This is a genomic window from Adhaeribacter radiodurans (assembly GCF_014075995.1).
Classification (GTDB): domain Bacteria; phylum Bacteroidota; class Bacteroidia; order Cytophagales; family Hymenobacteraceae; genus Adhaeribacter; species Adhaeribacter radiodurans.
The window spans coordinates 6,683,522-6,695,682 of sequence record NZ_CP055153.1; the positions used below are offsets into that span (position 1 = coordinate 6,683,522).

Consider the following 12,161-nt stretch of genomic DNA (forward strand, 5'->3'; position numbering starts at 1 on the left):
AAGTGAAACTTAAGCTTTAGGGTGAGCCTTATCAAAAATTGATTTCAGTTTTTCGATGCTAGTATGGGTATACACCTGCGTAGCGGCTAAACTGGCATGACCTAATAAATCTTTAATGGCATTTAAATCGGCTCCTTTATTTAGCAAATGCGTTGCAAAAGAATGTCGTAGCACATGCGGATGCGTATGGCCGGAAGTTGTAATCATGCCAATATAATTTTTTACGGTTCTATACACAAATTTTGGATAAAGCGGCAACAGTTTATTAGTAACGAGCAGCCTGTTGGTAGGGTTATCCGGGAACTCAATTTTTTTCTTTTCCAGGTAGGTTGTCAGGCAAGCTAGCAAAGAATCATTCAGGGGTATTAACCGTTCTTTATTGCCTTTACCCAAAACTTTTACAGTTCGGGCGGGTAGGTTTAAATCAGAATGAGTAATCCCAATTAATTCGGCCAAGCGCATGCCCGTACCGTACAGAAACTCCAGAATTAACTTATCGCGATAGCCGGCAAAAGAATCTTCGAACGAAAAAGAATCTAACAAAGCGTTAAAAGCTTCTTCTGGTACAAAAGCCGGCAATTTTTTTGCTGTTTTAGGCGGTTTAATCCGTAGGGTTGGATTTTTAGTAATTCGCTCTTCGCGGAGTAGAAATTTGTAATAAGAGCGCAAACAGGCAATTTTACGGTTAATGGTGCGGGAGTCGAGGTCTTTCTGAACCAAGCTCACCAACCAGGAACGGATAATATGAAAATCTGCCTCAGCGGCATCCGTAATTTGGTAGGTAGCTTGCAAATAATCGGCAAACTGACCTAAATCTGTTTTATAAGAAAGAAGGGTATGCGGGCTGTACCGCTTCTCGTACTCAAGGTATTTAAAAAATAATTCCATAAATTAATACCAGGTTAGTTTGGCTAACTAACGGTAGTACTAATTTATGGAAGAAATATATCGGATACGAATGTATTAGTAATTTTCGTTCACAAAAAGTTGTTGTTTGTAAACAGCTCTTTCTTTTTGTCTCTTTTTGCTAACAGAAGGTTTTTCGAAATAGGTTCTAGCCCGTAATTCTTTTAATACTCCGGTTTTCTCAAATTTCTTTTTAAATCTTTTAAGAGCTCTGTCTACTGATTCGTTATCTTTTACGTTTACAATGATCATGTTTTATATTACTGATTTTTAAAGAATGGCAAATTTAGATACAACATTACTGAAAATCAAGAAAAAGGTTTCTTTTTTAATGTAAGTTTCACCTAAAGCTCCTGCATGTAGTGAATTGATAAAAAAGATAGGAACAAACAGCGAAATAATTAAAAATCAAGCAGCTAATAAAGCTTTTTCAATATTATATTCCTCTCGCACCTTTGTTCATTCTTAACTTTTACTATTTTCTTCGGGGAGCGTTACAAATTAAGGGTAAGTTATAAGCCGTTTAATTTACTACTTTATTATAGTTTGTGACGTTTTACCGCAGTACTTCCCGCGAAATAACTAATTTTTGGATTTCGGAAGTTCCTTCGCCAATGGTGCACAATTTAGCATCGCGGTAATATTTTTCGGCGGGATAATCTTTAGTAAATCCGTAACCGCCGAATATTTGAACGGCTTCGTTTGCAATTTGCACGCAAATTTCAGAAGCATAATACTTAGCCATCGCCGATTCTTTAGTTACATTTTCGCCTCTATCTTTTAAATCGGCCGCTCGGTAAGTAAGCAGAGACGCAGCCGCAACTTGAGTGGCCATGTCGGCTAATTTAAAAGAAATAGCTTGAAAACCAGTGAGCGGTTGATTAAACTGTTGTCGCTCCTGGGCATAGTTTAAAGCGGCTTCGTAGGCGCCTTGCGCAATACCTAAACTAAGAGCTGCAATAGATATCCGGCCACCATCCAGCACTTTCATGGATTGAATAAAACCATCGCCTACCTGGCCCAGAATATTATCTTTGTGAACCCGGCAATCGGTTAAAATGAGTTCCGTTGTTTCAGAAGCACGCATGCCTAGTTTATTTTCTTTGCGGCCGTGGGTAAAGCCTTCGTGGGGTTTAGGAATAACAAAAGCTGTCATGCCATGCGAATCGCCTACTTCACCGGTTCGGGCAATAACTACGGCAATATTGCTTGATTTACCATGCGTTATAAAATTTTTCGTTCCATTCAGAATATAGTAATCTCCGTCGGGTACGGCCACGGTACGCATATTGCCGGCATCAGAGCCGGTATTAGGTTCGGTTAAACCCCAGGCACCAATCCACTCGCCGGTAGCTAATTTAGGGAGCCATTTTTGCTTTTGTTCTTCGTTGCCAAATTGCAGAATATGACCGGTGCATAAAGAATTATGGGCAGCTACAGATAAACCAATAGAACCATCTATTTTAGAAAGTTCGGCAATAGCCGTTACATATTCTTTGTAACCAAAACCAGAACCGCCGTATGCTTCGGGTACTAAAACACCCATTAATCCTAGTTCCCCTAATTTCTTAAAAACTTCTACTGGAAACTCCTGGCTTTCGTCCCAGTCCATCATAAAGGGTTTAATGTTTTTCGCGCCAAACTCCCGAATCATTTGCGTGATAAATTGCTGGTTTTCAGTTAAAGTTACCTGCATTGTATTTTTGCCTCTTTAATTTAAATTAAAATTCTGCTGTGTTCCAGCTACTAACTAGGTTGGAAGTAGTTTTTTAGACTAGTTGCTGCCTACCTAAATATCCTGGTTTTTGAAGTATATTTAACCGGAAAATACTATTCATATAGCATCAGCCCGGAATCATTACTCTTTGAAACCTTATTAAATTTAACTTACTTTGTGAGATTTAGGTTAAATAAAATAAGTTTTTACCCGTTACAATTAACGAAAAAGTACAGCTTTCATTATCTATAAATTAATGCTAATTAACCTCAGGTTTCGGTTTAGTTTTTATCTTCTTTTTGTCTTTGCCTTTTCTTTTTATTCGTGCCGCACCACCTATAATCAAAACATTATGTTTAAAACCAGTGGCGACATTAATGTTGAAAAGTTGAAGCAATCTTTAGCCACCGTTGAAAGGAACTATATCATTCAGCCGAACGATTATATAGATGTACGCGTGTACACAAATAGAGGTGAACGTATTTTTGACCCTAACGGAGAATTGCCTTTTGGCGCTCCGGGTGGCTTAAATAATCAGGGAGCGAATCGCGGTTCTGGCCGAACACAAAGAGGAGGTCAGGGAGGCCAGAATAATCAAAATTATAATAATACGGAGTTTCTGGTACAATACGATGGTACGGTAAAATTACCCATGGTAGATTATGTAAAAGTTACCGGACTTACTTTGTTGCAAACCGACTCTTTACTACAAACGTTATATGCTAAGTATTATGTAGAACCGTTTGTATCTACGCGCACTACCAATAACCGCGTTTTTGTATTAGGTGCAAACGGGGGAACCGTAATTCAGATGATAAACGACAACATGAATCTTTTTGAAGCATTAGCGCAATCAGGTGGGATAACCCGCGAAGGGAAAGCGCATAATATTCGTATTATACGCGATTATCTGGATCATGATCCTATAGTGCAAGTGGTAGATTTAAGCACGATTGAGGGAATGAAGAGAGCTAGTCTTTACGTTGAACCTAACGATGTTATATACATTGAACCAAACCAACGGCCTTTCTTTGCACTGCTACGCGATATAACGCCAGTGATAAACACTTTTATAAGTGTAGCTACTACTTATTTGTTAATTAGAAGATTTTAAAGAACATATTAAAATCGACCCAGTCGAGTACAAATAAATGGCGAACAAAGAAAGCATTGTGCTGGAGGATCTAGAAAACAATTACACTACTGCCGTAGAAGTAGAGGATGATAACGGCGGTAGTGATATTGATTTTATTATGCTGCTTAGCCTTATCCGGAAAAGCTTAATCTGGGTAGGGCTGTTAATTGTAGTAGGCTTAATTGGTGCTTTTTTGTTTTTGCGCTATACCAAACCTTTGTTTAAATCTTCTTCTACCTTAAAGATTGATGAGCAATCAGAAGCAGGACGTTTAGGTTTAGGCGGGACCATTGAAAATCAGCAAACCCTTTCTAATTTATCCGGCGAAATTGAAATTATTAAATCTAATTTTACTTACGAAAGGCTGCAAGAAAAACTTCCGCTGGATATAAGTTATTACTCCATTGGCAATGTTTTAAACGAAGAGTTGTACAAAAATTCGCCATTTAAAATTACTTATCAGTTAACCAACGAAGCTTATTACGATAGAAAATACAATATAACTTTGCTGGATGTTAACCGGTTTAATTTATCGTACCTGGAAGGGGAAGAAGAAATAACCGAAGAACATACCATTGGCCAACCCGTAATAAAGCCTGGCTTTTCTTTTACTTTAACCTTGCGGGTTCCCTTAAGCGCCGATGTTCTTTCGCAGCAATATTTTTTTACTATTAACAGTAATTCGGCCATTCGTCAATATTTAACTTCTAATGTAGCCGTTAATATTGTTAACCTGGATGCCAGTACCGTCGAAATCTCTTTTACTGACCATAATCCTTATAAGGCACACGAAATAGTAAATTCTATTGATTCGGTTTATTTAGAGCAAAAAATTGCTTTAAAAGATTTAGCAACCCGCCAAACACTTTCTTTTCTGGATGAACAATTGAAAGAAACCAACGAGAATTTAGGAGAATCCGAAATTCAGATGGAAAACTTCGTGAAAGAAAACAAAACGTACGATGTGCGGGCGGATGTTAGTAACCGGATGAGTAAACTGGAGGTATTAAATAAGCGGCGGATTGATTTGCGCTTGCAAATCTCTTTATTAAACGAAGTAGAACAACTGCTAAATAAAAATTCGAATTTAGACCAGATGATTCCGTCGTTGAAAGAGTTAGACGATGCGCAACTACTTAAACAAATTTCCCAGCTAAGCGATCTGCAACTCGACCGTAATTTAATGGTGCAGTCTTATAAAACTACTACTAAAGCGTATCAATTACTGGAAGAAGAAATTAAGTTTGTAGAAGAATCGGTTCGAAAGCTACTGGCCCAGAATGCAATATTACTGCAGAAAGAAGTATCTATTATAAACTCGAACATTCGCGACATTCAACAGGAATTACTACAAATGCCCGGTAAAGAAACAAAGCGGGCGCGTTTGCAAAGGCTTTTCGACCTGCACGAGAAATTTTATCTGAGGTTAATGGATAAAAAGGTGGAATTTGGTATTGCCCGGGCCGGTACTGTGCCGGATTTTCAAATTCTGGCTCCTGCTTCACGGCCAACTGCACCTATTTATCCGAACAAATTATTAGTGTATGGTATTGGCTTAGCGGGTGGTTTATTTTTAGGTTTAGGTTTAATAGCGGGGCGTTATTTATTACATAATACTATAACCAGCCTGCCCGAATTAGAACGAAGCTCTCAGGCGGCCATATTGGGCGTAGTTCCCCGCTACAAAAGAGAAAAAATGCCGGTTTCTAAATTAATTATAGATAAAAATCCCCGGTCAGCCATAAGCGAATCCATTCGTTCTATTAGAACCAACCTGGAGTTTATTAGTTCTTCGAAAAGTAAACGGTTAATTTCTATTACTTCTACCGTAAGCGGCGAAGGTAAAACGTTTGTGGCCGTTAACTTGGGAGGTATTATTTCGCAGTCGAATCAACGCGTGATTATTTTAGATATGGACTTACGCAAACCTAAAATTCACTTGGCGTTTGATGCTGAAAATACCAAAGGAATCAGTACTATTTTAATTGAGCGGCACAGCGTAGCCGAATGTATCCGGCATACTACCTTACCCAATCTGGATTTTATTTCCGCCGGACCTACTCCACCTAATCCGTCGGAACTTATTTTAAATCCCAGCTTCGACGAAATGATAGAAGAATTATATCATTCGTACGATGTTATAATTGTAGATACCCCGCCGGTGGGTCTGGTAACGGATGGGGTTTTGGTAATGCGTAAAGCCGATATTCCGATTTATATTATCCGGGCTGGTTTTTCGAAAAAAACATTTTTGAAAAACATGAATAAAATTATGCGCCTGAACAACTTTACCAAAATGTGTACTATTCTGAATGATGCCGATGGATTAGGGACTTACGGATATGGTTACGGCTATAGTTATGGATACGGTTACGGTTATGCCAACTCTTATTACGAAGAAGAAAAACCCGATACCTTTTTTACCCGTCTTAAAAAGAAGTTTACCTAAGTTATGGCTTCTTTCCTAAAAAAGTGGTTTGGAGAGGAAACGCCACCACCGGTTACTAATTTCTTAGAATTTCTAGGTACGGATATGCATGCCCACGTACTGCCCGGCTTAGATGATGGAGCAGATTCGATGACGCAGGCTTTGGCGATGGTTCAGGAAATGCAGCAGTTAGGCTACCGGAAACTAATCTTAACGCCCCATATAATGGGCGACTTCTATAAAAATACGCCGGATGGAATTAAGGCAAAGCTGGCCGAGTTAAAGCAGGTAGTACAGCAACAAGGGATATTGATAGAGCTAGGGTGTGCGGCCGAATATTACCTGGATGAGTGGTTCGTGCAAAGGTTGGAAGATAAGGAGCCTTTGCTAACTTTTGGTGATAACTATGTGCTCTTCGAAACCTCCTTTATTAATGAGCCCATGCGTTTTCAGGAAATTATTTTTAAAATTAAAAGTAATGGCTACACTCCTGTACTGGCGCATCCGGAACGTTACTCTTACCTGTACAATCGTTGGAATAGTCTGGTAGAATGGCACGAAAATGAGGTTTTGTTTCAGATAAATTTAAATTCGCTGGTGGGTTACTATGGACCCGAAGCCAAACGAATGGCAGAAAAGCTACTGCATCATAAATTTATTGATTTTGTGGGTACCGATGCCCACAGCGAAAAACATGTCCGCGTTTTGCAAAAATTAGCGGGCTCATCCACTTTTGAAAAGCTCCGGCAATTACCTTTGCGTAACCAAGCTTTATAATTTCATCTAATTACTTTTAAATGGTATTTGTTACGGGTAGTAGAGGGTTAATTGGTTCTTATCTGCTCAGGCAATTACTAGCAGAAGGCCACCAGGTAAAAGCTTTAATCCGTACTGAACCCACTCCAGACGATTTTCAGCACCCGAACCTAAAATATATTGTAGGCGATATTTTAGATGTAAGTGCATTGCAACTGGCTATTGAAAATAACGATTATATCTTCCATTGTGCCGGCTTGGTGTCGTATGCCCCACAGGATGCTGATTTGTTAAAACAGATAAACGTAGAAGGCACCGCTAATATCGTAAATACGTGTTTGGCCCGGCAAAACGTGAAATTATGTCACGTGAGTTCGATAGCAGCTATTGGGCAGCAAAAAAATACCAATATCCTCAACGAGAATGCTAAATGGGACCCGCAGGCCGATGTTTCGGTATATGCCAGTTCTAAATATTTTGGGGAATTAGAAGTATGGCGGGGCGTAGCCGAAGGTTTAGCTGCCGTTATTGTGAACCCATCGGTAGTACTTGGGCCCTCTGACTGGACACGCAGCAGCACCCAGCTTTTTAAATATGTATTTAACCAAAATTCTTTTTATACCGGCGGATACCTTAATTTTGTAGACGTACGGGATGTAGTGAGCAGTATGCTGGCTTTAACTTTTTCGGATGTTACCGGGGAGAGATTTATCCTGAACGCGGGACAGGTTTTGTATAAGGAATTTTTTACTAATATAGCTATTAATTTAAATCGAAAAGCACCCGGAGTTAAAGTGCCAAGTGCCTTGGCAGAAGTTATCTGGCGGCTGGAAAGTTTACGATCTTTTTTTACCGGCAAGCGTCCGCTTATCACCAAAGATACGGCTCGTATTACCAAAAGAAATTACTTTTTTACCAGCGAAAAGTTAAAAAAACAACTAGCTTTTTCCTTTAAATCCCTCGAAGAAACCTTAAATTGGAGTTGTCGGGAATTGCGGCTAAAATACCAATTACCCGTATAATACTTTTACTATTCTTAAACTATTTAAGCGTATAAATTGTCGTATAAGATGCATTTAAAATGCAGGTAAACCTATACTAGTAAATGAACGAAAATTCTGAAGAAAGAAACGAAGAGTTGGGTATAATAAAAAAATTTGAAGCCATGGTTTCCCGTAATGAAACTGTGTTTTTCGATTTATCTGATTTTGAATTTATTATTGATCATTATACCACCAGCTTTAATTATACCAAAGCCTTACAGGCCTGTGAAGCCGCTTTAAACCAATACCCGTTTTCCACGGAATTATTAATAGATAAATCGCAATTGCTGGCCATGTCGGGTAATTTTGCCGAAGCCATTGACATGATTGAACAGGTAGCCCTATTGGATCCGGATAATGCGGATGTGCTGGTAACCCGGGGAGTTATTCATACTCAGAAAGGAGAGTACCAGGCCGCAGTTGATTATTTTAAGCAAGTAGTAGAGCTACACCCCGACCGTGATGATGTATTGTTTAATATTGGTTTAACTTACCAAACCTGGGGCAAATTTAAATCGGCCGCTAAATATTATAAAAAGTGCCTCGAAATTAATCCGGAGAATGAAATGGCGATTCAGGAAATTTTGTATTGCCTGGATATTGCCGGTAGCCTGGAAAGTTGTTTGCCTTTTTTGCAGGAGTTTATCGATAAAGATCCGTATTCGCATACAGCCTGGTTTAACATGGGTTTGTTGCAATACAAACTTGCCGATTACGATAAAGCGTTGGCGGCTTTTGAGTACGCTACTATTATCAAACCCGAGTTTACCGAAGCCTTTGAGCATTTAGGGAATACCTATGTTGGCTTAGGCGAGTTTGCAAAAGCTATTGAGGCCTTTACAACGGCCGCCAACCTCAATCCGCAATCTGCCGAAATGATGTGCAACATTGGGGAGTGCTACGAAAAACTGCGCCAATGGGACTTATCGCGGCGCTACTACCAAAAAGCCATCGACCTGAATCCTGAAATGGACGAAGCCTGGTTTGGGATAGGAATTATTTTAAATGCCCAGGATAAGTGGTTTGAAGCACTGCATTTTTTTAGAAAAGCAGCCACCTTATACCCCGATAGTGCGGATTATTGGATTGCCTTGGCCGCCGCCGAGTTTAATGTAGGGAATATTGTTTCGAGCCTGGAGTGTTACGAAAAAGCGAGCATCCTGGCGCCCTCTAATAAAGATATCTGGTTAAACTGGTCTATAATTTTATACGATCAGGGAAATTTTGAAGGAGCTATCGATCTCATACATAATGCCCTGGAACTGCAACCTGATGCGGCCGAACTGCATTATCGGTTGTGCGCGTACTTGCTTTCCGCAGGAAAATATAAAGAAGCATATAATTATTTAGAAAATGCATTAATTTTGGACTTCGATAAGCATTATTTGCTTTTTGAATATTTTCCTGAGTTAGAATCGCAGCGCGCTCTGGCCAGGTTAATTGATCAATATCGCAAATAAAGTATTAGATTGTCGAAGTGTTGAATTGCTAAATTGTTGCTTGATTAGATGGCTGGCTGTTTTTTTTTACTAAAAGGTGTAACAACGGTTTTGCAGGAGCAAGTTTGTTTATCCGCATTTTTTAGGGTAGGCAAACAATTTAACCACTCAGTACTAAGTCAGTCTAACCATCCGACCATTCAACCATTCAACTTTAATGAACTATCATCTTAGTCATTTGCCCGAGAGGGATGCTAAACCCCGCGAGAAAGGCTGCACCATGGCCATGGATAAAGGTCTGAGTATCCGAGAGGTAGAAGATTTTATCGAAGTAGCCGGGGAGTACGTGGATCTGGTAAAACTAGGTTGGGCAACCTCCTATGTAGTGCCAAATTTAAAACGGAAACTGGAAGTGTACCGATCGGCAGGATTGCCGGTTTATTTTGGCGGTACCCTTTTCGAAGCTTTTATTATCCGCAATCAGTTTGATGAATACCGCCGGCTGTTGGATTCTTTTCAAATGGATATTGCCGAAGTATCAGACGGCTCTATCGAACTGAATCACGAGCAGAAATGCGAGTACATCCGGCTTTTATCCGATCAGGTTACTGTTTTATCCGAAGTAGGATCTAAGGATGATCAAAAGATTATTCCACCGTATAAATGGATTAGCTTAATGCAGGCCGAACTGGATGCTGGTTCCTGGAAAGTAATTGGCGAGGCTCGGGAAGGTGGTACAGTAGGCTTATTCCGGTCGACGGGCGAAGTACGTAGCGGTTTGGTAGAAGAAATTTTGACTAAGATCCCGTTCGAAAAAATTATTTGGGAAGCTCCACAAAAAGAACAGCAAGTTTGGTTTATAAAATTATTAGGAGCCAACGTAAACTTAGGTAATATTGCTCCCAACGAAGTAGTACCTTTAGAGACCATCCGATTAGGTATTCGGGGCGATACCTTCATGGACTTTTTAAATTTAGAACAGAACAAGAAGTAAGTACCATAAAAGAGTTACCTGGCTGGTAACTCTTTTTTATTGATCTTTTTTAAGTGCAGACTTATTAAGAGCTAATATTATTTACTAAACATCAAGAATATAATACCTGCTTGCCATTGCCTCATTTAGGATAATGAAGTTAATAATGGGAACCTAAAGTAAACCTAAAAACTTATTCTTGCATTCAGTATCCAAAATAAACGAATCCAAAACTTTCTCCTTACTTCATTATAGTTTTTAAACCACGTTGCCTTACTTTGTACTTATGGAACTGTTGCATAACTTTATTGACTTCTTTTTACACCTGGATGTTCATTTGTCGGAAATTATCCGCGATTACGGGGTTTGGGCATATCTGATTTTATTTCTGATTATATTCGTAGAAACCGGTTTGGTTGTAATGCCTTTTTTACCCGGCGATTCGCTGTTATTTGCCGCCGGTGCCTTTGCTGCTCCGCAAATACTCAATAATGGCCAAACAATAGATGGTCCTTTTAATATTCTTTATTTGATTGTTTTGCTTTTTATTGCTGCCTTTCTCGGCGACATGCTAAATTTTCATATTGGGGATTACCTGGGGCCAAAAGTATTCCGGCGCGATTACAAATTACTAAAACGGGAGCATTTGCTTAAAACGCAAAATTTTTACGAAAAGCATGGGGCTAAAACCATTATTATTGCCCGTTTTATTCCTATTATTCGCACGTTTGCCCCATTTATAGCCGGAGTAGGTACCATGAAATACGCCCGTTTTATGGCGTACAATATTATAGGAGGCTTTTTATGGGTGGTTGGCTTTTTGCTGGCTGGTTATTTATTCGGCAATATTCCGGCGGTTAAAAAGAATTTTACTTTAGTAGTTTTTGCCATTATTGTCGTTTCCATTATCCCGCCTTTATACGGATTTCTTAAGCAGAAGCTCGCTACCAAAAAGGTTGCTTAACAGATAATCAGAAAAGATTAAAAATTAGCTTTAAACCGGAACGAGGCAGTTGCAAACTTGCTCATGAAAGAATACGGACTTATTGGCTTTCCCTTGAGCCATTCTTTTTCACAGAAATATTTTACCGAAAAATTCTTAACCGAAAACATTCAGGATAGCCGCTATGAGCTATTTGAATTAACCAATATTCAGCAATTTCCGGATCTTATTCGTAGTAGGCAGTTGTGCGGGCTTAATGTTACTATCCCGTATAAACAAGCCATTATTCCTTTTTTAGATGAACTGGAACCAGTAGCGGCTAGCATAGGAGCCATTAATGTTATTAAATTCGAAAAAGGTAAATTAAAAGGCTTTAACTCTGATTACCAGGGATTTTTGCAATCGCTGCAGAATTTTTATCCAAACTATGCGCAAGCCCAGGCGTTAGTTTTAGGGAATGGTGGCGCCGCTAAAGCAGTAATGGCCGCCCTCAACCACTTAAAAGTAACCTACAAACTAGTTTCCCGCAATCCCACAACGGAGCAGTTAAGTTACGAGCAGCTAACGGCTGATGTACTCCAGGCTTTTCCTCTGATTATTAATACCACGCCCCTGGGTACGTATCCTAAGGTGGATACCTGTCCGCCTATTTTGTACGAAGCCCTTTCTATTAATCATTATTTATACGATTTAGTTTATAATCCTGCCGAAACCATATTTTTGAAGCGGGGAAAGGAAGCGGGCGCTAAAACTAAAAACGGCTACGAAATGCTTTGCCTGCAAGCCGAAGTTGCCTGGCAAATCTGGAATAGTTAAGTGAA

General features: G+C 39.5%; 11 protein-coding genes. 8 read left to right on the forward strand and 3 right to left on the reverse strand.

What is annotated here, in order from left to right; genetic code table 11:
- Positions 1-9: 9 nt before the first annotated feature.
- The 3 genes from HUW48_RS26265 to HUW48_RS26275 all read right to left on the reverse strand — a co-directional run bounded on the left by HUW48_RS26265 (position 10) and on the right by HUW48_RS26275 (position 2,602).
- Positions 10-888, reverse strand: a complete 879-nt coding sequence (locus HUW48_RS26265) for a tyrosine-type recombinase/integrase (protein ID WP_182413755.1) — start codon at positions 886-888, stop codon at positions 10-12.
- A 75-nt stretch (positions 889-963) separates the two neighbouring features.
- Positions 964-1,158, reverse strand: a complete 195-nt coding sequence (gene rpsU, locus HUW48_RS26270; RefSeq protein ID WP_182413756.1) for a 30S ribosomal protein S21 — start codon at positions 1,156-1,158, stop codon at positions 964-966.
- Between the two features lie 304 nt (positions 1,159-1,462).
- Entirely contained in the window at positions 1,463-2,602 is a 1,140-nt protein-coding gene (locus tag HUW48_RS26275; protein WP_182413757.1) for an acyl-CoA dehydrogenase family protein, read from the reverse strand.
- A gap of 373 nt (positions 2,603-2,975) precedes the next feature.
- Between HUW48_RS26275 and HUW48_RS26280 the strand changes: the two genes are divergently transcribed.
- The 8 genes from HUW48_RS26280 (at position 2,976) to HUW48_RS26315 (ending at position 12,156) form a co-directional block, all read left to right on the forward strand.
- Positions 2,976-3,737, forward strand: a complete 762-nt coding sequence (locus HUW48_RS26280) for a polysaccharide biosynthesis/export family protein (RefSeq protein WP_182413758.1) — start codon at positions 2,976-2,978, stop codon at positions 3,735-3,737.
- A gap of 37 nt (positions 3,738-3,774) precedes the next feature.
- Positions 3,775-6,207 (forward strand): polysaccharide biosynthesis tyrosine autokinase, encoded by a 2,433-nt coding sequence (locus tag HUW48_RS26285; protein ID WP_182413759.1) that lies wholly within the window; start codon positions 3,775-3,777, stop codon positions 6,205-6,207.
- A 3-nt stretch (positions 6,208-6,210) separates the two neighbouring features.
- Positions 6,211-6,963, forward strand: coding sequence for a tyrosine-protein phosphatase (locus tag HUW48_RS26290; protein WP_182413760.1), 753 nt, complete (start codon positions 6,211-6,213; stop codon positions 6,961-6,963).
- Between the two features lie 20 nt (positions 6,964-6,983).
- Positions 6,984-7,964 (forward strand): NAD-dependent epimerase/dehydratase family protein, encoded by a 981-nt coding sequence (locus HUW48_RS26295; RefSeq protein WP_182413761.1) that lies wholly within the window; start codon positions 6,984-6,986, stop codon positions 7,962-7,964.
- Positions 7,965-8,047: 83 nt separating this feature from the next.
- Positions 8,048-9,445 carry a tetratricopeptide repeat protein gene (locus HUW48_RS26300; RefSeq protein ID WP_182413762.1) on the forward strand — a complete coding sequence of 466 codons (1,398 nt, stop codon included), beginning with the start codon at positions 8,048-8,050 and terminating at the stop codon, positions 9,443-9,445.
- Positions 9,446-9,641: 196 nt separating this feature from the next.
- On the forward strand, positions 9,642-10,418 hold the full coding sequence (locus tag HUW48_RS26305) for a phosphosulfolactate synthase (protein ID WP_182413763.1): 777 nt from the start codon (positions 9,642-9,644) through the stop codon (positions 10,416-10,418).
- Positions 10,419-10,683: 265 nt separating this feature from the next.
- The gene (locus HUW48_RS26310; protein ID WP_182413764.1) at positions 10,684-11,361 is read left to right on the forward strand and encodes a DedA family protein; all 678 of its coding nucleotides are present in this window, start codon (positions 10,684-10,686) and stop codon (positions 11,359-11,361) included.
- Between the two features lie 63 nt (positions 11,362-11,424).
- The gene (locus tag HUW48_RS26315) at positions 11,425-12,156 is read left to right on the forward strand and encodes a shikimate dehydrogenase family protein (RefSeq protein WP_182413765.1); all 732 of its coding nucleotides are present in this window, start codon (positions 11,425-11,427) and stop codon (positions 12,154-12,156) included.
- Positions 12,157-12,161: the final 5 nt, after the last annotated feature.

Bases quoted from the DNA above. Each gene is read 5' to 3' on its own strand.
- HUW48_RS26265 (WP_182413755.1), bottom strand. From the start codon at position 888: ATGGAATTATTTTTTAAATACCTTGAGTACGAGAAGCGGTACAGCCCG.
- rpsU (WP_182413756.1), bottom strand. From the start codon at position 1,158: ATGATCATTGTAAACGTAAAAGATAACGAATCAGTAGACAGAGCTCTT.
- HUW48_RS26275 (WP_182413757.1), bottom strand. From the start codon at position 2,602: ATGCAGGTAACTTTAACTGAAAACCAGCAATTTATCACGCAAATGATT.
- HUW48_RS26280 (WP_182413758.1), top strand. From the start codon at position 2,976: ATGTTTAAAACCAGTGGCGACATTAATGTTGAAAAGTTGAAGCAATCT.
- HUW48_RS26285 (WP_182413759.1), top strand. From the start codon at position 3,775: ATGGCGAACAAAGAAAGCATTGTGCTGGAGGATCTAGAAAACAATTAC.
- HUW48_RS26290 (WP_182413760.1), top strand. From the start codon at position 6,211: ATGGCTTCTTTCCTAAAAAAGTGGTTTGGAGAGGAAACGCCACCACCG.
- HUW48_RS26295 (WP_182413761.1), top strand. From the start codon at position 6,984: ATGGTATTTGTTACGGGTAGTAGAGGGTTAATTGGTTCTTATCTGCTC.
- HUW48_RS26300 (WP_182413762.1), top strand. From the start codon at position 8,048: ATGAACGAAAATTCTGAAGAAAGAAACGAAGAGTTGGGTATAATAAAA.
- HUW48_RS26305 (WP_182413763.1), top strand. From the start codon at position 9,642: ATGAACTATCATCTTAGTCATTTGCCCGAGAGGGATGCTAAACCCCGC.
- HUW48_RS26310 (WP_182413764.1), top strand. From the start codon at position 10,684: ATGGAACTGTTGCATAACTTTATTGACTTCTTTTTACACCTGGATGTT.
- HUW48_RS26315 (WP_182413765.1), top strand. From the start codon at position 11,425: ATGAAAGAATACGGACTTATTGGCTTTCCCTTGAGCCATTCTTTTTCA.